19 protein-coding genes are annotated in these 17795 nt (G+C 71.0%); 7 read left to right on the forward strand and 12 right to left on the reverse strand.

The genetic code is table 11. The annotated features are described in order from the left end of the window. Positions 1-82: 82 nt before the first annotated feature. Positions 83-2134 carry a hypothetical protein gene (locus tag KF840_00005; GenBank protein MBX3023273.1) on the forward strand — a complete coding sequence of 684 codons (2052 nt, stop codon included), beginning with the start codon at positions 83-85 and terminating at the stop codon, positions 2132-2134. Between the two features lie 24 nt (positions 2135-2158). Here the strand turns inward: KF840_00005 and KF840_00010 are convergent, their stop codons facing one another. Together KF840_00010 and KF840_00015 are read right to left on the reverse strand one after the other, a co-directional pair. Then, the gene (locus KF840_00010; GenBank protein ID MBX3023274.1) at positions 2159-3412 is read right to left on the reverse strand and encodes an LLM class flavin-dependent oxidoreductase; all 1254 of its coding nucleotides are present in this window, start codon (positions 3410-3412) and stop codon (positions 2159-2161) included. Between the two features lie 163 nt (positions 3413-3575). Next, positions 3576-4430, reverse strand: coding sequence for a tetratricopeptide repeat protein (locus KF840_00015; GenBank protein MBX3023275.1), 855 nt, complete (start codon positions 4428-4430; stop codon positions 3576-3578). Between the two features lie 137 nt (positions 4431-4567). Here KF840_00015 and KF840_00020 point away from each other — a divergent pair, with 137 nt between their 5' ends. Next, on the forward strand, positions 4568-5281 hold the full coding sequence (locus KF840_00020) for an enoyl-CoA hydratase/isomerase family protein (GenBank protein MBX3023276.1): 714 nt from the start codon (positions 4568-4570) through the stop codon (positions 5279-5281). Positions 5282-5288: 7 nt separating this feature from the next. Here KF840_00020 and KF840_00025 read toward each other — a convergent pair whose 3' ends face one another. The 4 genes from KF840_00025 to KF840_00040 form a co-directional block, all read right to left on the reverse strand. Further along, positions 5289-5741 carry an RNA-binding S4 domain-containing protein gene (locus tag KF840_00025; GenBank protein MBX3023277.1) on the reverse strand — a complete coding sequence of 151 codons (453 nt, stop codon included), beginning with the start codon at positions 5739-5741 and terminating at the stop codon, positions 5289-5291. Between the two features lie 9 nt (positions 5742-5750). After that, positions 5751-5972: a hypothetical protein gene (locus KF840_00030; GenBank protein MBX3023278.1), complete on the reverse strand. Its 222-nt coding sequence runs from the start codon at positions 5970-5972 to the stop codon at positions 5751-5753. A 48-nt stretch (positions 5973-6020) separates the two neighbouring features. Continuing rightward, the gene (locus KF840_00035; GenBank protein MBX3023279.1) at positions 6021-6290 is read right to left on the reverse strand and encodes a helix-turn-helix transcriptional regulator; all 270 of its coding nucleotides are present in this window, start codon (positions 6288-6290) and stop codon (positions 6021-6023) included. Between the two features lie 172 nt (positions 6291-6462). Further along, positions 6463-6633, reverse strand: a complete 171-nt coding sequence (locus KF840_00040; GenBank protein MBX3023280.1) for a hypothetical protein — start codon at positions 6631-6633, stop codon at positions 6463-6465. A 146-nt stretch (positions 6634-6779) separates the two neighbouring features. Between KF840_00040 and KF840_00045 the strand changes: the two genes are divergently transcribed. Next, the gene (locus KF840_00045) at positions 6780-7898 is read left to right on the forward strand and encodes a D-alanine--D-alanine ligase (protein MBX3023281.1); all 1119 of its coding nucleotides are present in this window, start codon (positions 6780-6782) and stop codon (positions 7896-7898) included. A gap of 127 nt (positions 7899-8025) precedes the next feature. On the opposite strand, the gene KF840_00050 is transcribed toward KF840_00045, so the two are convergent. The 3 genes from KF840_00050 to KF840_00060 form a co-directional block, all read right to left on the reverse strand. After that, positions 8026-8310, reverse strand: a complete 285-nt coding sequence (locus KF840_00050) for a hypothetical protein (protein ID MBX3023282.1) — start codon at positions 8308-8310, stop codon at positions 8026-8028. 64 nt (positions 8311-8374) lie between these two features. Then, a complete protein-coding gene (gene pgeF / locus KF840_00055) occupies positions 8375-9184 on the reverse strand; it encodes a peptidoglycan editing factor PgeF (protein MBX3023283.1) in 810 nt (269 codons plus the stop codon). A gap of 13 nt (positions 9185-9197) precedes the next feature. Then, positions 9198-9410: a hypothetical protein gene (locus KF840_00060; protein ID MBX3023284.1), complete on the reverse strand. Its 213-nt coding sequence runs from the start codon at positions 9408-9410 to the stop codon at positions 9198-9200. A gap of 141 nt (positions 9411-9551) precedes the next feature. On the opposite strand from KF840_00060, the gene ileS reads away from it, so the two are divergent. The 4 genes from ileS to KF840_00080 all read left to right on the forward strand — a co-directional run bounded on the left by ileS (position 9552) and on the right by KF840_00080 (position 15130). Further along, on the forward strand, positions 9552-12395 hold the full coding sequence (gene ileS, locus KF840_00065; GenBank protein ID MBX3023285.1) for an isoleucine--tRNA ligase: 2844 nt from the start codon (positions 9552-9554) through the stop codon (positions 12393-12395). Continuing rightward, positions 12392-12892, forward strand: coding sequence for a signal peptidase II (gene lspA / locus KF840_00070; GenBank protein ID MBX3023286.1), 501 nt, complete (start codon positions 12392-12394; stop codon positions 12890-12892). Before ileS ends, lspA begins: the two co-directional genes overlap by 4 nt. A 96-nt stretch (positions 12893-12988) precedes the next feature. Then, positions 12989-13984, forward strand: coding sequence for a hypothetical protein (locus tag KF840_00075; GenBank protein MBX3023287.1), 996 nt, complete (start codon positions 12989-12991; stop codon positions 13982-13984). A gap of 54 nt (positions 13985-14038) precedes the next feature. Then, a complete protein-coding gene (locus KF840_00080; GenBank protein ID MBX3023288.1) occupies positions 14039-15130 on the forward strand; it encodes a hypothetical protein in 1092 nt (363 codons plus the stop codon). Between the two features lie 40 nt (positions 15131-15170). Here the strand turns inward: KF840_00080 and KF840_00085 are convergent, their stop codons facing one another. The 3 genes from KF840_00085 to KF840_00095 form a co-directional block, all read right to left on the reverse strand. Then, positions 15171-15815 (reverse strand): response regulator transcription factor, encoded by a 645-nt coding sequence (locus tag KF840_00085; protein MBX3023289.1) that lies wholly within the window; start codon positions 15813-15815, stop codon positions 15171-15173. An 80-nt stretch (positions 15816-15895) separates the two neighbouring features. Next, on the reverse strand, positions 15896-17308 hold the full coding sequence (glnA, locus tag KF840_00090) for a type I glutamate--ammonia ligase (protein MBX3023290.1): 1413 nt from the start codon (positions 17306-17308) through the stop codon (positions 15896-15898). Between the two features lie 98 nt (positions 17309-17406). After that, positions 17407-17745 carry a P-II family nitrogen regulator gene (locus KF840_00095; protein ID MBX3023291.1) on the reverse strand — a complete coding sequence of 113 codons (339 nt, stop codon included), beginning with the start codon at positions 17743-17745 and terminating at the stop codon, positions 17407-17409. Positions 17746-17795 lie beyond the last annotated feature (50 nt).

Genomic DNA, 17795 nt, shown 5'->3' on the forward strand with positions numbered 1-17795 from the left:
GCGAGCGGTCGTCGCCGCGGAGTCGTTTGCCCGGGTCGACGCGGTGGGGCATAGCTCGGACGGTCCGAAGGGGGGAACACCGATGCCGCTCGTGCGCCGTCTCGCCGTCCTGCTGCTCGCCTGCGCGCTCGTCGCCTGCGGTGATGACGATGCCGCGGGACCGCGGCCGACCGCGACGGTCCCGGCCGCCACGGCGACGGCGAGCGCCCCGCCGACGGCGACGGCGAGCGCGCCGCCCACCGCGACCCTGGCGCCGACCCTGACCGCGACGGCGCCGCCGGCGCCGGCGACCGCGACGCGCACGGCGCCGCCGAGCGAGACGCCGACGGCGACGGCCACGGCGACGCCGGCGGTCGGCGCCGTGGCGCTGTTCAGCGCCGATCCCGCCAGCCCGGACAATCCGTTCCCCAGCGATCGCCTGCTCGACGACTCGGGCCACGTCGTGCTCGCCGCCGCGCGGCTGGAGGCCGTCGTCCCGGCGGATCCGCGCTTCGATGCGACGCGCGCCTATCTCGCGTCGACGGCGGCGCAGTTCTCGGCCCTGAGCGGCTTCAGCACCTTCGCGCCCATGCAGGTGGTGCTCGACGCGCCGCCGGCGACGGGCGCGCTTCCGGAAGGGGCGGTGATCGTGATGCGGGCCGAGGCGCCGTTCGAGGCGGTGGCGGTCTCGGCGGTCGGCCTGGCCGCCGGCAGCGCCGGCGCCAACGTGATCGAGATCCAGCCGTCGGTGCCGCTCGACGCGCGCGCCAGCTACGTCTACGTGGTGACCAGCACGGCGCGCGATGCCGACGGCCATCCGTTGCGCCGCGACCCCGACCTGACCGCGGCGCTGCGCGGCGAGGTGCCGGCGCTGAACGGCTGGCGGGCCTCGCTGCTGCCGGCGATCCAGCACCTGCGTGACGACCTCGACGTGGCGCCGGAGTCGATCGTCGCCATCGACCGCTTCACCACCCAACCGACCACGGACGACCTGGCGTCGATCGCCGGCCGGCTCAGCGCCGGCACCCTGGTGCCGGGCGCGCCGGACTTCGCGACCCAGCTTTCCGACCTCCCGATCGGCATCTTCCCCGAGGGCACGCCGCAGTTCAGCCAGCTCGTCGGCTCCGCCACCTCGGCGAGCATCGCGGCGGTGGCGGTCGGCACCTTCGCCGCCTACGACTTCCGCGGCGAGGACGGCGCGTTCGATCCGGACAAGGTCTCCGGGGCGACCCCGCCGGGGACCAACCAGCTCGACTTCTACGTCACGATTCCGAAGGGAGCGCCGCCGCCGGCGGGCTGGCCGGTCACCCTCTTCGGCCATGGCCTGGGGCAGAGCGGGCGGGACACCATTCTCATCGCCAACGTGCTCGGCAGCCGTGACAGCATGATGATCGGCATCTCGGCGGTGTCGCACGGCCGGCGCGGCAACTTCCTCGACTTCTTCGACTTCGCCCACCCATTCGCGACCCGCGACAACTTTCGCCAGTCGGTCGCCGACATGCTGCAGGTGATCGCGATGGTGCGCGGCGCCGACGCGCCGCCGTTCGACCAGGCGGACACCTCGCACCTGCGCTATCTCGGCCTCTCGCTGGGCGGCATCATGGGCACGGTGTTCATGGCGCACGCGCCCGACGTGCCGATCGGCATGCTGAGCGTGCCGGGCGGCGGCCTGGCGGGCATCATCCGCTCGCCGTTCATCGGCGACCTGCTGCAGCCGACGCTGGCGCAGGCGGTCGGCGTGCCGCGCGGCGACCCGTACTTCCCGGTCCTGCTGCACAACTTCATCAATGTCTCGCAGTGGGCGCTCGACCCCGGCGATCCGGTGAACGCGGCACCGTTCCTGATCGACCCGGAACGGCGGCTCCCCGGCGTGCCGGCGAAACGCATCCTGGTGCACGAGGGCATCGTCGACACCATCGTGCCGAACGAGACGACGGAGAACCTGGCGCGCGCCGCCGGCCTCGCCGATGTGAAGGCCAGCGGCGGCTGTCAGTCCGAGGACGGCTGCAGCGGCATCTGGCGCTTCGTGATGGCGGAGTACGGACAGCCCGCCAGCAACGGCCACCTGGTGACCTTCGTGGTGCCGCAGGCCCTGGCGCAGGCGAGGGCCTACCTCGAATCCGACGGCACGGCGATCATCGCCGCCGATCCATGACGTCGGCGCGGCGGCGGGCGCGGGTCAGCGGGCCGGATGCTGGCGCGGGATCTGCAGGCCCGCGCCCTGCCCCGAGGTCTCGGCGACGGCGCGCCCGTAGGCCTGGAAGGTCTCGATCTGGTCGTCGCTCGGCTGCGGCATGAAGGTCTTGCGCCGCAGCGCGGCGGCGATCGCCGGCGCCAGGCGCTCGGCCTTGGCGCGCTCGCGCTCGCCTTCGTGCGCCGTGAACTCGGGCATCACCTCGGCGGCGAAGAGCTGCAGCGATTCGCAGATGTGCTCGTGGCGGTTGCGGCCGCCCTGCTGGATGAAGATGACCTGGTCGACGCCGACGTCGGCGAACTTGCGCAGGTGGGCGCGCAGCATCTCCGGCGTGCCGATGCCGCCCTCGACCGGCCCCATGTCGGGCATCGCGTCGCGCACCCCCTCGAAGCTCTTCCAGATGTCGGTGCGGCCCGGCCGGTGGATGCCGAACAGGTAGTAGTGCGCCAGGGCGAAGCCGAAGAAGCGGAAGCCGTCGAGACCGCGGCGGCGCGCCTCGGCGGCGTCGCGGTGGCAGGAGAAGCCGGTGACCATGGCGACGTTCGGATTGGGCGCCCAGCCGATCGGCTCGCACTCGCGCTCGAACGTCCGGTAGTAATCGTCGACCCAGTGGCGCGCCTCGTTGGGATCGACGAAGGCGAAGGTGAGCGCGCCGAGCCCGAGCTTGGCGGCGGTGTGGATGGTGTCGCGGTTCGAGCACGCCAGCCACATCGGCGGGTGCGGCTTCTGCACCGGCTTCGGCACCAGGTTGCGACAGGGCATGGAGAAGAACTCGCCCTGGAAGCCGGGATAGGGATCCATGGCCAGCAGGTTGGCGCACTGCTCGGTGGCCTCGCGCCACATCGCGCGCTTCTTCGCCGGGTCGATGCCGAAGCCCTCGAGCTCGGCGCGCGAGGCGGACTCGCCGGTGCCGAAGTCGACGCGGCCCCCGGAGACCAGGTCGAGGGCGGCGATGCGCGCCGCCACCTTGGCCGGGTGGTTGTATCCCGGCGGCGTGAGGACGATGCCGTGGCCGAGCCGGATGCGTCGCGTGCGTTGCGAGCAGGCGGCGAGGAACACTTCGGGGGCCGGCGAGTGCGAGTACTCCTCGAGGAAGTGGTGCTCGACCTCCCACGCGTAGTCGATGCCCAGCCGATCCGCGAGCTCCACCTGGTCGAGCGCCTCCTGGTACAGCCGCAGCTCGCTGTCCGGCTCCCAGGGCCGCGGCAACTGGTGCTCGTAGAAGATGCCGAACTTCATCCACCCTCCCCGTTCGACCGCGACCTAAGCACAGTCGGCGGCGGCATGAACAGGAAAGCGGCGCGACCGGTCGCCCGCAGGTGGCGAGCGGCTGGATGGGCTTGCGCGCGGATCGCGGCGCCATGCGCGCGCCGTCAGGCGCCGCCGGCGCGGCGCCCGGGCATCAGCGGAACAGGGCCTTCGCCAGCTCGCCGCGGAAGCGTTCGGTGAGGTCGTTGGAATTGCCGAGGATGTCGAAGATGTCGACCATCGCCCTGCGGGCGCCGTCGTCGTGGAGGCGGCGGTCGCGCCGCACGATCACCAGGAAGTGCTGCAGCGCCTCCTCGTGGAATCCGGCGCCGGCCAGCGCCTGGGCGAGGGCGAAGCGGGCCTCGAGATCGTCCGGGCTGTCCGCCAGGCGGGCGCGCAGGGCGTCGATGTCGCCACTCCCCGATTGGCGGATGCGCACCGCCGCCGCCAGTCGATCGGCGGCCATGCGCTGGGGGCCGCCACCGACCCGGTCCAGCAGCGCCAGCGCGTCCTCGTGGGCGTCGCGCCCGGCGAGGACGGTCGCCAGACCCAGCAGCGCCTTGTCCGAGTGCCGATCCTCGGCCAGCACCTGGCGGAACAGCGCCTCGGCCTCCTCCACCTGGCCGGCGGCGAGGAGCACGGCGCCCTCCTCGGCCATCCGTTCGGGGCGGCTTGGCAACAGGCGGGTCAGGAAATCGCGCACCGCGGTCTGGGATTGCGCGCCGAGGAACTGTCCGACGATCTCGCCGTTGCGCAGACCGATGACCATCGGGATGCTCTGAACGCTGAAGGCCGTGGCCAGCATCGGGTTCTGGTCGATGTTCACCTTCGCCAGCTCGAGGGCGCCGCCGTGTTCGGCGACGAGGCGCTCGAGCAGCGGCCCGAGGGTGCGGCAGGGCGCGCACCACTCGGCCCAGAAGTCGACCACCACCGGGACATGGTACGAGCGGTCCATCACCCGCGCCTCGAAATCAGCGTCGGTGACATCGAACACGTGTGGGCCAGCCATGGGGGGGAAGATGCCAGAAAGCCGCGCCCGATCAACGCCACCGCGCCTGGTCAAGCTCGCGCCGCCGCCGCTCGCGCGCGCGTGCCGCCTCTGAAATGGCTTTGCGACCCGGTCGGAGACGGGATACGGACCCGCGCATGGCCGACGACGTCTACCAGCTCGAGCTCTCCGCCCCGGGGCGCAACGCCCTGAGCAGTGATCACATGCAGCGCCTGGTCGGCGCGCTGCGCGACGCCGGCGGACGCCCGCTGCTGCTGACCGGCGCCGGCGGCGCGTTCTCCGCCGGGCTGAACCTCAAGGAGGTCGCGTCGCTCGACGTGTGCGCCATGGCCCGCTTCCTGTGCCTGCTCGATACCCTGGTGCAGGCGCTGTACGAGTACCCCGGCCCGACGGTGGCGTGCATCGATGGCCACGCCATCGCCGGCGGCTGCGTGCTGGCGCTGTGCTGCGACTGGCGGGTCGCCGTCGATCGCGCCGACGTCCGCATCGGCCTCAACGAGGTCGCCCTCGGGCTGGAGTTCCCGCCGATGATCATGAACCTGGTGCGCGATCGCCTGCCGCGCCGCCACCTCGAGCGCGTCCTTCTCGAAGCCGGCCTCCACGATCCGCGCACGGCGTGCCAGCTCGGCTTGGTCGACGAGGTCGCCGCCGACCCGCTGCCGGCGGCCCAGGCGGCCGTGGCGCGCCTGGCCGGGGTGCCGCGCGCCACCTATCAGGCCACCAAGCGGACGCTGCGCCACGGCGTGCTGACCCTGAGCGATGGGCAGTTGCGCCACTTCCACGAGGAGGTGGTGCCGTCGTGGTGCACGCCGGAGGCGAAGGAACGGATCAGCGCCGCGTTGCGGCGGTGAGCCGCCGTCAGCCGAAGAATTTCCGCATCTGCCGGCGATCGCGCTTGGTCGGGCGGCCGCTGCCCGGGTCGCGGCGCGGCAGGGTCGAGTCCGCAACCGGCTCCGGCGGCGGTGGCGGGGTGAGGTCTTCGTACAGCGCGCGAGCCACGCTGGCCGGGCCGCGGCGCTCGGCGAGGTCGAGCACTTTCCAGATGCGCCGGCCGCCCGGGGTGGTGAAGGCGACCTCGTCGCCGGGGCGGATCAGCTTGTGCGGCTTGGCGCCGGCGTCGTTGACCATGACCTTGCCGCCGTCGCAGGCCTGAGCCGCCTGCGATCGCGACTTGAAGGCGCGCGCCGCCCACAGCCAGCGATCGACGCGCGTCGTCGGATTGGATGCGTTCGTGACCGGGCCTCCCGGCTCATTACCTAGCGCAGAAGGCCAGCGCCGATCACGCGGCGGGGCGCCCCCCGCCGCGTCCATCGGTTGTCCTCATGCCGCAGCCTGTTTCACCGCCGGTTCGTGGTCGTCGACCATCCGGGGGTGGAACGGTACCGGCACGATCTCGCAGCGCGGGTCTGCGTGCGCCCGCAGGGCCAGCCATCCGATGCGGATCGCCCCCACCAGGGCCACCGTCGCCAGGCCGAGGGTGAAGAACCCCGCGGACCAGTCGAAGGCGGAGGGAATCGAGCCCGTGCACGGATACCAGAACATGCCTCTCCTTCCTTTCAGCTCATCGCTGAAGCGCGGAGGTCGCCGAATCTACGCCGCAACCGCCCGAATACCGGCGCTGCCACCGACGACGTTCCGCTCGACCGACTCGCCGCACCCTTCGGCCTCGAGGAACCACTCCATCGGCCGCCCGGTGTACCGGGCGATCCGGAAGAGGACCTCGGTCGAGGGAATGCGGCCGTTCATGTAGTTGTAGATGGCCGACAGGCTGACGCCGATGTCGTAGGCGAACGCCTTCGGCTCGTCTGCCACCACCTCGCGCAGCCGCTCCGCCACAAAGTTCGCATCGAGCCCTTGCATCGTTGTCTCCTCCATTTTCGTTGTGTTGCGCCACGCGCCGTGTCGTGAGCCGCGATCCTGCCGGCCGGTCAGATCGTGGCTCGCGCGGTCCCTCGCGCCAGAGACCAAAAAAAAGGGCCACCGGTTTTCCCGGTGGCCCTTTTTTGAGCAGAAGGTTTGAGGTCGTGTTGCCCTAGGAGATCCCTCCCGCTGGACCACCGGTCGCCGCCGGTCGAATGGTGGTACGCACCTTATTGGCGCGCGGCGCCACCACCTGGACCGAGGCGAACGCCACCGCGCCGACGCACCACATCGCGCCGCCGTCGGCGATTAGATGGGTGATTTGCGTGTGCACGGTCTGCATCGATCTAGTCCGCGATTGGTATGGGCGGCTTGTATCGCAGTTCGCGGATTCGGCGCAAGACGATTTCTCCTACGAGCGTGGAACGGCTCGCGCTGGCGACCGACCGATCCCAGGGGGTTCGCGTGCCTGCGGTCCGCGTGTGCTACATGAGCGGCCCAATGACCCCGTCCCGCCAGACCGTCGGCATCCTGTTCGGTGGCCGATCGGGTGAGCACCCGATCTCGATCCGCTCCTCCCGCTTCGTGGTCGAGTCGCTCGATCGGCAGCGATTTCAACCGGCTCTGATCGGCATCGACCGCGCCGGGGGCTGGCACCTGCTGGCGGAGGACGCGTACTGGAAGCTCGCCGACGAGCTGACGCCGGACGCCGGCCGCCCGGTGGTGCCGCTGCCGCGCGGCGGCCGCTGCGGGCTGCTCGATCCGCGCCAGCCAGGGGCGTCGCTGCCGGATCTCGACCTCGTCTTCCCCGTCCTGCACGGACCGTACGGCGAGGACGGCACGATTCAGGGGCTGCTCGACAGCTTCGACGTGCCCTATGTGGGCGTCGGCGTGCTCGCCGCCGCGGTGTGCATGGACAAGGACGTGTGCAAGCGGCTGTTGCGCGATGCCGGCATCGACATCGTGCCCTACGTTCTGGTCACCGCGCGCGACTGGGCGCAGCGGCGCGAGACGGTGCGGGGCGCCATCGCCGCCCTGGGCCGACCGCTGTTCGTGAAACCCGCCAACCTGGGGTCGTCCCTCGGCGTGACACGGGTGAGCGAGAACGCCCCCGCCGTCCTCGAGGCGGCGATCGACGCCGCCCTGGCGCTCGACGCCAAGGTCCTGGTCGAGCGCGCCATCGAAGGCCGGGAGATCGAATGCGCGGTGCTCGGCAACGACGACCCCCGGGCCTCGGTTGCGGGCGAGATCGTGCCCGGCGAGGCGTTCTACTCGTACGAGGACAAGTACGCCGCCCACAGCCTGGCGCAGACGCGGATCCCAGCCGACCTCGACGACGAGACCGGTGAGCGCATCCGCGAGCTCGCGGTCCGCGCCTACCGCACCGTCGAGTGCAGCGGCATGGCGCGGGTGGACTTCTTCCTCGAGAACGGCAGCGGCAGGGTGTACGTCAACGAGCTCAACACCATCCCCGGGTTCACCTCGATCAGCATGTACCCGAAGTTGTGGGAGGCGAGCGGACTGGCGGGACCGGCTCTGGTCTCGCGGCTCCTCGAGCTGGCGGCGGAACGCCACGAATCGCGCCGCCGCCGCGCCGTGGCGGGCTGACCTCGGGACGAAAAAAAACCGCGGATCACACCGATTCGGATGAAGGCGGCCTCATCCGTGCAATCCGTGTGATCCGCGGTTCGTCGTTCGTCCGTCGCGGATGCCCCGGGCGCGCCGGCCGGCGCTGCTACATGTGCTCGCCCATCCGGTTGTAGTTCCCCTCCTCGCCGATCGGCTGGTAGCCGAACACGCGGTCGAGGCCGGGCCGGGACACGATGTAGTGGAAGGGGCGCATCACCAGCCACTCGACCGTGAAGCCCACCGGGTAGATCACGTAGTAAGCGAGACGGAGCGGGTTGCTGAACGCGTCCTCGTACTCCTGCTCATCCGCGTACCGATCGTCGGCGGTCGCCGCGCGAGCCGCCAGCGACACCATCGACGCCATCATCAGGGCCAGAAGCAGACGTTTCATGACCGACTCCCTTCCGGCTGCAAACTAGCCCCGCCCGTGGCGCCTCGCAACCGCGATTTGTGCATCATTGCGAGGGGGACGCGGGGCCTGCGAGCCGCCCGATGACGCTGAGCTGGCGGCCAGCCCGACCGCCGGAACGGCGGTGGGAAAAGAACTCGTCGCTGGCGCAACTGGTGCACGGCCCGACGTCGACGATCGCCTCGGACGGCACCCCCTCGGCGACCAGGATGAGGCGGTTCACCTGCCGGAGGTCGAGTTGCCCGTGCCCGCCGGCAGGTTGCCAGGCGTCCGGCATCGCCCCCCAACGGTCCACGAACTGGTCGCCGATCGCCGCCTCGACCCGGTAGCAGCAACCGCCGATCGACGGTCCGAGCGCGACCTGCCAGTCGGCCGCCGGGATTCCCAGCTCGCTGGCCGCCCGGCGCAGTCCGGCGGCGGCGATCCCCGCCAGCGAGCCGCGCCACCCGGCATGCAGGGCCATCACCGCCCCGTGCCGCGGCGCCATGGCCAGCAGGGGGACGCAATCGGCGGTCAGCACCGCCAACCCGATCCCGGGCGCGGTGGTGAGCAGGCCGTCGGCCTCGCCGACCGCGTCGTGATCGGTGGCGACGTGCACCACGCGGGCGCCGTGCACCTGCTGCATGCGGACGATGCGCAGCCCGGGAAGGGCGCGGCGCACCTGGGTCCAGTTGGCGCCGACCGTCCAGGGCCGGTCGCCGACCCGCTCCGAGAGGTTCAGCGAGGCGAGAACGCCGCCGCTGAAGCCGCCCCGTCGGCCAAAGAAACCGTGCCCCACCCCGCCCTGCCCGACCCAGGACGCCACCTGCAGCAGCGGCGGCGGGGCAGCGGCGAGCGACGGGGGAGCAGCGGACATGCGCCCGTCGCGGTCAGCGCAGCGGACGGCGCACCAGGGCGTCGTCCGCGAGCGGCTCGCCGCGCGGGCCGGTGCGCTGGTGCCCGTGCTTCTCGAGCGTCGCCAGCGTGTCCGGGTTCACCCACCGCACCCCGTAGACGCACGGCTTCGCCTGGCCGTCCTCGTCGATCGCCTGCGAGCTCGGAAATCCATCGCGCGAGAAGTTACTGACGATCCGCTTCCCCATCGCGCCTAGTTACCGCAGATCCGCGGACGTGCCAACGCGGGGCGCCGGCGGGGCGCGCGCTGCCAGGTCGGATCACCACCGCCGTCAAGCCCGAATTGAACTGGCCAGGGGGGGTTGGTACATCCAGTCTCCCCCGCCGCGATGGACTACAAGCACACGCTGAACCTGCCGCAGACGGACTTCCCGATGCGCGGCAACCTGCCGACTCGCGAGCCGGAGGTCCTGGCGCGCTGGCAGGCCGAGGCCCTCTACCAGCGGCTGCTCGACGCCAACGCCGGCGGCGAGCGGTACCTGCTGCACGACGGACCGCCGTACGCCAACGGCAACGTCCACCTCGGCACGGCGCTCAACAAGATCATCAAGGACATCATCGTCAAACGGCAACTGATGGCGGGCCGCTACGCGCCCTACGTCCCCGGGTGGGACTGCCACGGCATGCCGATCGAGCACCAGGTGCTGCGCGAGCTCGGCGGCAGGGCGCGCAGCCTGTCGCGGCTGGAGATCCGCCGCCGCTGCCGCGCATTCGCCGAGAAGTACTTCGCCATCCAGCGCGAGCAGTTCCAGCGCCTCGGCGTGCTCGGCGACTGGCAGCATCCGTACCTGACGATGACGCCCGACTACGAGGCGGCGATCGTCGGCATGTTCCGCCGCCTCGCCGAGCGCGGGTTCATCTATCGCGGCCTGCGCCCGGTGCACTGGTGCGCCACCTGTTCCACGGCGCTGGCCGAAGCCGAGGTCGAGTACGGCGACCACACCTCGCCATCGATCTACGTCCGCTTTCCATTCGCCGGCACGCCCGACGAAGCGGCGGCGCTGGCGCGGAACCCGGGCGATGGCGAGGCCCTGCGTGACGCGGCGCAGGCGGGACGGCTGGCGGCGGTGATCTGGACGACGACCCCGTGGACGCTGCCCGCCAACCTCGGCATCTGCTTCAACCCGACGCTCGACTACGTCGCCGTCGACCTCGGCGAGGAGACCGTGATCGTCGCCGCGCGCCTGGCCGACGCCTTCCTCGCCGCCACCGGCCTCGCCGCCAACGAGGGGCGCCGCTTCGCCGTCGCTCTCGACAGCCTCGACGGGCGCGACGCCTTCCGTCATCCGCTGTTCGCACGCCCGTCGCGGGCGATGTTCGAGACCCACGTCACCGCCGACGTCGGCACCGGCTGCGTCCACACCGCGCCCGGACACGGGTACGAGGACTTCCAGGTCGGCCAGAAGTACGGTCTGCCGACGCTGACGCCGGTCGACGCCGAGGGGCGGTTCACCATCGACGCCGGCCCCTACGTCGGCGGCAGGGTGTTCGAGTCGAACCAGCGCGTCGTCGACGACCTGCGCGCCGCCGGCCGCCTGGTGCACGCCGAGCAGGTCGCCCACTCGTATCCGCACTGCTGGCGCTGCAAGAACCCGCTGATCTTCCGCGCCACCGAGCAGTGGTTCCTGCGCATCGACCACGCCGGCCTGCGCGAGAACGCGGTGGCCGAGATCGATCGCGTCGGCTGGGTGCCGAAGTGGGGCCACGACCGCATCAGCAACATGATGCAGACCCGGCCCGACTGGTGCCTGTCGCGCCAGCGCGCCTGGGGCGTCCCGATCCCGGCCTTCGCCTGCGACGGCTGCCACGCGGCCCACGCCGACCCGGCGGTGATCGCGCACGTCGAGGCGATCTTCCGCCAACGCGGCTCCGATGCCTGGTACGAGCTGTCCGAGTCCGAGCTGCTGCCGCCCGGCTACGCCTGCCAGTGCGGCAGCACCGCGTTCACCCGCGACGACAACATTCTCGACGTCTGGTTCGACGCCGGCTGCTCGCACGACGCCGTGCTCAACGCGCGCGCCCTCGGCTGGCCGGCCGACCTCTACGTCGAGGCGGTCGATCAGCACCGCGGCTGGTTCCAGGTGTCGCTGATCACGTCGGTCGCCACCACCGGCACGGCGCCGTACCGCGCGGTGCTGACGCACGGGCTGATCCTCGACCAGAATGCCAAGAAGATGTCGAAGTCGCTCGGCAACGTGGTCGCCCCCGACGAGGTGATCGCGAAGCACGGCGCCGACATCCTGCGCCTGCTCTTCGCCTCCGTCGATTTCACCGCCGACACCTGCTTCTCGCAGAGCCTGATCACGCCCCTGCTCGAGTCGTACCGCAAGATCCGCAACACCTGCCGCTTCCTGCTCGGCAACCTCGCCGGCTTCGACCCGGCGCGCGACGCGCTCGCCGTCGACGCGATGCCCGAGCTCGATCGCTGGATCCTGCACCGCGGCCAACAGCTCCTCGCCCGCTCCCTCGCCGCCTACGACGAATTCGCGTTCCACCACGTGGTCCAGGGCGTGGTGAACTTCTGCGCCGTCGACCTCAGCGCCCTCTACCTCGACGTGGTCAAGGACCGTCTGTACACCTCGGCCCCCGACGCGCCCGGACGCCGCGCCGCGCAGACGACGCTGCACCGCCTGCTCGATCTGCTGGTGCGCCTGATGGCGCCGATCCTCTCGTACACCGCCGACGAGATCTGGGCCTACGTGCCCGGACGCCGCGCCGCCACCGTGTTCGAGGCCGGGCTGCCGGCGGTGGACGCCCTGCTGGTCGACGAGGCGCTCGCCGCGCGCTGGGAGCGCCTGCTGGCGGCGCGCGCCGTCGTCACCAAGGCGCTCGAGGAAGCGCGCAAGAGCGGCGCCATCGGCCACTCGCTGGACGCTCGCGTGCAGCTCGTGCCGAGCCGCGAGCTGCGGCCGCTGCTCGCCGGCGTGCTCGAGACGCTGCCGGCGCTGTTCATCGTTTCGCAGGTCGAGCTGGCCGACGCGCTCGGCGACGGCGCCCACGTCGCGACCTCCGAGCACCTCGGCGTCTCGGTGTCGGCGGCGCGCGGCGCCAAGTGCGGGCGCTGCTGGAACTTCAGCGAGCAGGTGGGCACCGACGCCGCGCACCCGGCGCTCTGCGAGCGCTGCCTGCCGGTGGTGCGCGCGTTGCCCAGCGAGGCCCGGGAGACGGCATGAGCAAGGGCCTCTTCGTCGGTCTGGTCAGCGCCAGCATCGTCGTCGTCGATCAGCTCACCAAGTGGATGGTGCGCAACGAGCTGCCCCTGCACGACGGCGTGCCGGTGTTCCCCGGCTTCTTCTCCATCGTCCACGCCGCCAACCGCGGCGGCGCGTTCTCCCTCTTCGCCGACACCCACGAGGCGATCCGTCTGCCGTTCTTCTTCGCCGCCGCGGCGGTGGCGGTCGGCTTCCTGATCTACTTCGTGCGCCAGATCCCCGCCGACCAGCGCCTGCTGCTGTTCGCCCTCGCCTCGGTGCTCGGCGGCGCCCTCGGCAATCTCATCGACCGCGCCCTCTTCGGCCAGGTCACCGACTTCCTCCTCGTCTACTACCGCGGCTGGACCTGGCCGGCGTTCAACGTCGCCGATTCGTTCATCTCGATCGGCGTGACGATTCTCGTCGCCCATTCGATCTTCGGCCGCGAGGCCGACCAACCCCGCGCCGCGGCGGGGTGATTCGCGAGCAGGATCACGCCACGGCCCACGCGGATGACACGGTTCGGGATGGACCTGCATCCGTGACCTCCGCGTGAACCGGGCGCGGCTCTTCCGATGAAGCGCGGCGCGGTGCTGGAGGCGGCGCTCGAGAAGCTGGCGGCGGTGCGCGCCGATCCCGCATCCCCGACGTCGCTCGCCACCCTGCGCACCGTCCTCGCCGGCCGCTCGAACCACGCCGCGGCGCAGGCGGCGGCGCTCATCGCCGCGCACGAGATCGACGGCCTGGTGCCGGAGCTGGTCGCGGCGTTCGACCGCTTCTTCGAGGATCCGCTCCGCCGCGACCCGGGCTGCGCGGCGAAGACGGCGATCGCCGACGCGCTGTACCGGATCAATGCCCCCGAGGTCGGCGTCTACGAACGCGGCATCCGTCACGTCCAGCTCGAGCCGGTGTACGGCGGCAAACAGGACACCGCGGTGCCGTTGCGCGGCACCTGCGCCCTGGCGTTGGTGCGCGTGCGCCATCCCGACTATCTGCTGGCCGTCGCCGAGCTGCTCGCCGACCGTGAAGCGCCGGCCCGGCGCCTGGCGGCGCAGGCGCTCGCCTATAGCGAGAACCCGGCGGCGCAGCCGCTGCTGCGCCTGAAGGCGCTGCTCGGCGACGACGAGCCACAGGTCCTCGGTGAATGCCTGCTGGCGCTGCTGGCCGTCGCGCCCGCGGCGTCGCTCGACTTCGTCGCCGGCTTTCTCGACCGCGACCCGCCCGAGGTCGCCGAGGCGGCGGCACTGGCCCTCGGCGGCTCGCGCCTGCCGGCGGCCCTGGCGCCGCTCACCGCCTGGTGGGAACGGGTGTTCGACCCGGCGATACGGCGCACGGCGCTGCTCGCCATCGCGATGCTGAAGAGCGACGCCGCCATCGCCTACCTGCTCGACCACGCCGCCCACTCGGCCGCGTCGCACGCCATCGCCGCCGTCGACGCGCTGGCCCTCTACCGCCACGACCCACGCCTCCGCGGCCAGGTCGAGGCGGCCGTCGCGCAACGACCCGAGCGCCCGTTGCACGCCGCCTTCCGGGCCGCCTTCGATGGCAAGGCGGCGCGCGGGGGCGACTGAGGGCCGCGGCGGCTCGCGCGGTCGAACGGCGCGTCGGCAAGGGGAACGGCACACATGACCAAGACGGTTCGGATGGAAGAGCAGATCGCGCGCTGTCGCATCGTGCTGTCGCTGGCGGCGATCGTGACGGTCTACATCGACTCGCAGACGCCCCTGCTGGCGCGCTGGATCCCGTTCGTCAGCGGCCGCTTCACCATGGACACGCGGCTCCTCGCGGTGATGCTGGCGTATCTCGGCTACAGCGTCGCCCTGTACGCGCGCACGGTGCGCGGGCTGTCGCCGCGCACCATCGCCGTGACGCCGTGGACCGACCTCGCCTTCGCTCTGACGATCGCGGCGATGACCGAGGGCGTGGCCAGTCCGGCGTACCCGTTCCTCGCCTTCGCGGTCGTCAGCGCCGGCCTGCTCAGCGGTCCGCGACGGGCGACTTTGCTCACCACCGTCACGCTGTTGCTGTATCTCTGCGTGCTGCTGGCCTCGACCCACGAGGACGCCGAGAGCTACATCCTGCGGCCGATCTATCTCGGCATCACCGGCTACCTGCTGGTGTATCTCGGCCAGCAGCGCCTCGACGCCGAGGAACGCATCCGCTCCCTGCAGGTCGCCGATCAGCGACATCGCATCGCCCGCGACCTGCACGACGGCTACGCGCAGGCGCTCGCCGGCGTCAACCTGCGCCTGGAAGCGGCGCGCGCCCAGTTGGCGAACGGCGCCGCCGATGTGGTGCTGGCGGACCTGACCCGGCTGCAGGCCAGCGTCCAGCACGAATACGACGACCTGCGCGACTACGTCCGCTCGCTCGCCGGCGTCGGATCGACCGCCAGCGAGCCGGCGCCGCGCCAGAACACCCGCATCCACTTCCGCGCCGATTTCACCGGCTCGCCGGACCGCCTGACGAGCGTGCTCAGCATCGTGCGCGAGGGGCTGAGCAACATCGTGCGCCATGCCAGGGCGCAGGCCGCTTCGATCGACATCCGCAGCGCCGACGACTCGGTGCAGGTCGTGATCCGCGACGACGGCGTCGGCTTCCGCGGCCAGAAGGCGCCCTGGTCGATCGACTCGCGCGTCCGCGAGGCCGGCGGGCAGATGCGCATCGGCCGCGAGGCCACCGGCACCGATCTGCGGATCACCCTGCCGCGGCCGTAGCAGCGGCGCGACCGCCGGGGCGCGTCCACCCGGCAGCGCGTCAGGATCTGGGCGCCGGCGGATCGCGGCGTTCGGTCGGGCTGATCAGCCCGGTGCGGACCGCGTAGAGGGTGAGCTCGACCCGATCGCGCACCCCGAGCTTCTGGAAGACGTTGTTGAGGTGCGTCTTGACCGTGCCCTCGGTGACGCCGAGGCGGCCGCCGACCTCGGCGTTGCGCAGGCCGCGCGCGACGTGGCGGACGATCTCGCGCTCGCGGCGGGTGAGCGGCGCGAAGGAGGGATCGCGCAGGCGCGCGGCGATCTCCGTCTGCAGGGCCGGCGGCACCCACACGTGCCCCTCGGCCACCGCCTCGATGGCCGTCATCAGCGTCTCGATCGCGAAGCGCTTGAACACCACGCCGCGGGCGCCGGCGCGCAGGGCGGCCACGGCGTCCTCCGACCGCTCGCTGGCGGTCACCACCAGCACGGCGGTGCGCTCCGCGAGCCGCTCGATGTCCGAGAAGGTCGCGCGGTCCATCTGCAGATCGAGCAGCAGGATGTCGTGCGGCGTCGCGGCGAGCGTGGTCAGCAGCTCGTCGGCGCGCGCCAGCTCCGCCACCACCGAGACGTTCGGCTTGAGCCTCAGGATGGCGACCAGGCCCTCGCGGAAGAGGGCATGGTCGTCCGCGATCACGATCCGCACCATGAGTTGGAAACCTCGGCCTCGAAACAACGACGGCCGGCACGCTCACGCGCGCCGGCCGTCGCTCCGATCGGCGGTGCCGATCACGCGTCGTAGTACAGGAAGAACTCGTACGGATGCGGCCGCAGGCGCAGCGCGCTGACCTCGTTCTCCATCTTGTACTCGATCCAGGTCTCGATGACGTCCTCGGTGAAGACGTCCCCCTTGAGCAGGAAGGCGTGGTCCTTCTTCAGGTTGGCGAGCGCCTGCTCGAGCGAGGCCGGCATGCCGGCAACGTCCTTCAGCTCCTCCGGCGTCAGCGAGTAGATGTCCTTGTCGAGCGGATCGCCGGCCGCCAGGCGGTTCTCGATGCCGTCGAGCCCGGCCATCAGCATGGCGGCGAAGGCCAGGTAGCCGTTGGCGGTCGGGTCGGGGAAGCGCACCTCGATGCGCTTCGCCTTCGGGCTCGGCGAGTACATCGGAATGCGGACGGCGGCGGAGCGGTTGCGGCTCGAGTACGCCAGGTTCACCGGCGCCTCGAAGCCCGGCACCAGGCGGCGGTAGCTGTTGGCGGTCGGGTTGGTGAACGCCGCCAGCGCCGGCGCGTGCTTGAGGATGCCGGCGATGTAGTGCATCGCCAGCTCGCTCATCCCGGCGTAGCCGCTGCCGGCGAAGAGCGGCTTCTCGCCCTTCCAGATCGACTGGTGGACGTGCATGCCGCTGCCGTTGTCGCCGAAGATCGGCTTCGGCATGAAGGTCGCCGTCTTGCCCCACTTGCGGGCGACGTTCTTCACCACGTACTTGAACCACTGCAGGTTGTCGGCCATCTTCAGCAGCGGCGCGAAGCGCATGTCGATCTCCGCCTGGCCGGCGGTGGCGACCTCGTGGTGCTGCTTCTCGACCACGATGCCGACCTTCTCCATGTACATCACCATTTCCTGGCGAATGTCCTGCTGGGAGTCGGTGGGCGGCACCGGGAAGTAGCCTTCCTTGTGGCGCGGCTTGTAGCCGAGGTTCGGCCCTTCCTCGCGGCCGGTGTTCCAGATGCCCTCGTCGGAGTTCAGGAAGTAGTAGCCGCTGTGCGAGTTCTGGTCGAAGCGGATGTCCTCGAGGATGAAGAACTCCGGCTCCGGGCCGAAGTAGGCGATGTCGCCAGCGCCGGTCGCCTTCAGGTGCTGTTCCGCCTTCTTGGCGATGTGGCGCGGATCGCGGGAGTACTCCTCCTTGGTGATCGGATCGACGACGTTGCCGATGAGGCTCAGCGTCGGCGCCGCGGTGAAGGGATCCATCACCGCCGTCGCGGGATCCGCCACGATGAGCATGTCCGACGCGTTGATCGGCTGCCAGCCGCGGATGGAGGATCCGTCGAAGCCGCTGCCCTCTTCGAACAGGCCCTCGTTGAACTCGCTCATCGGCAGCGTGAAGTGCTGCCACGTGCCAAGGAAATCCATGAACTTCAGGTCGACGCACGTCGCCTTGTTGTCCTTGGCGAACTTGATCGCGTCCTTTGCGGACATCCGGCTAAACCTCCTTCTCCATTGCGATGGGTGCTCCCGGCGTGCGGAAGCGCGGTTGATGGTGGTGAGGGATCGGGTGGTACCTCGAACGAACGATGCTAGATGGCGTCGGGGCCGCGTTCGCCGGTGCGAATGCGGATGACTTCTTCGATCGGCAGCACGAAGATCTTGCCGTCGCCGATGCGACCGGTCTTCGCCGCCTTCTCGATGGCGGCGACCACCTCCGCCACCTTCTCGTCGGCGGCGATGATCTCGAGCTTCACCTTGGGCAGGAAGTCGACGACGTACTCGGCGCCGCGATAGAGCTCGGTGTGGCCCTTCTGACGGCCGAACCCCTTGATCTCGCTGACGGTGAGGCCCTGCACGCCGATCGCGCTCAGGCTCTCCTTCACCTCGTCGAGCTTGAAGGGCTTGATGATCGCTTCAACCTTTTTCATGGCTTCTCCTTGCGTGCGGCGTCGCGGTATCTACGCCAAGCTTCCCAGAG

The sequence above is a fragment of the bacterium genome (assembly GCA_019637795.1).
Taxonomy (GTDB): domain Bacteria; phylum Desulfobacterota; class Binatia; order HRBIN30; family CADEER01; genus JAHBUY01.

What these genes read in the sequence shown, in the direction of transcription:
- KF840_00005 (MBX3023273.1), top strand. Translation starts at nt 83, where the DNA reads ATGCCGCTCGTGCGCCGTCTCGCCGTCCTGCTGCTCGCCTGCGCGCTC.
- KF840_00010 (MBX3023274.1), bottom strand. Translation starts at nt 3,412, where the DNA reads ATGAAGTTCGGCATCTTCTACGAGCACCAGTTGCCGCGGCCCTGGGAG.
- KF840_00015 (MBX3023275.1), bottom strand. Translation starts at nt 4,430, where the DNA reads ATGGCTGGCCCACACGTGTTCGATGTCACCGACGCTGATTTCGAGGCG.
- KF840_00020 (MBX3023276.1), top strand. Translation starts at nt 4,568, where the DNA reads ATGGCCGACGACGTCTACCAGCTCGAGCTCTCCGCCCCGGGGCGCAAC.
- KF840_00025 (MBX3023277.1), bottom strand. Translation starts at nt 5,741, where the DNA reads ATGGACGCGGCGGGGGGCGCCCCGCCGCGTGATCGGCGCTGGCCTTCT.
- KF840_00030 (MBX3023278.1), bottom strand. Translation starts at nt 5,972, where the DNA reads ATGTTCTGGTATCCGTGCACGGGCTCGATTCCCTCCGCCTTCGACTGG.
- KF840_00035 (MBX3023279.1), bottom strand. Translation starts at nt 6,290, where the DNA reads ATGCAAGGGCTCGATGCGAACTTTGTGGCGGAGCGGCTGCGCGAGGTG.
- KF840_00040 (MBX3023280.1), bottom strand. Translation starts at nt 6,633, where the DNA reads ATGCAGACCGTGCACACGCAAATCACCCATCTAATCGCCGACGGCGGC.
- KF840_00045 (MBX3023281.1), top strand. Translation starts at nt 6,780, where the DNA reads ATGAGCGGCCCAATGACCCCGTCCCGCCAGACCGTCGGCATCCTGTTC.
- KF840_00050 (MBX3023282.1), bottom strand. Translation starts at nt 8,310, where the DNA reads ATGAAACGTCTGCTTCTGGCCCTGATGATGGCGTCGATGGTGTCGCTG.
- pgeF (MBX3023283.1), bottom strand. Translation starts at nt 9,184, where the DNA reads ATGTCCGCTGCTCCCCCGTCGCTCGCCGCTGCCCCGCCGCCGCTGCTG.
- KF840_00060 (MBX3023284.1), bottom strand. Translation starts at nt 9,410, where the DNA reads ATGGGGAAGCGGATCGTCAGTAACTTCTCGCGCGATGGATTTCCGAGC.
- ileS (MBX3023285.1), top strand. Translation starts at nt 9,552, where the DNA reads ATGGACTACAAGCACACGCTGAACCTGCCGCAGACGGACTTCCCGATG.
- lspA (MBX3023286.1), top strand. Translation starts at nt 12,392, where the DNA reads ATGAGCAAGGGCCTCTTCGTCGGTCTGGTCAGCGCCAGCATCGTCGTC.
- KF840_00075 (MBX3023287.1), top strand. Translation starts at nt 12,989, where the DNA reads ATGAAGCGCGGCGCGGTGCTGGAGGCGGCGCTCGAGAAGCTGGCGGCG.
- KF840_00080 (MBX3023288.1), top strand. Translation starts at nt 14,039, where the DNA reads ATGACCAAGACGGTTCGGATGGAAGAGCAGATCGCGCGCTGTCGCATC.
- KF840_00085 (MBX3023289.1), bottom strand. Translation starts at nt 15,815, where the DNA reads ATGGTGCGGATCGTGATCGCGGACGACCATGCCCTCTTCCGCGAGGGC.
- glnA (MBX3023290.1), bottom strand. Translation starts at nt 17,308, where the DNA reads ATGTCCGCAAAGGACGCGATCAAGTTCGCCAAGGACAACAAGGCGACG.
- KF840_00095 (MBX3023291.1), bottom strand. Translation starts at nt 17,745, where the DNA reads ATGAAAAAGGTTGAAGCGATCATCAAGCCCTTCAAGCTCGACGAGGTG.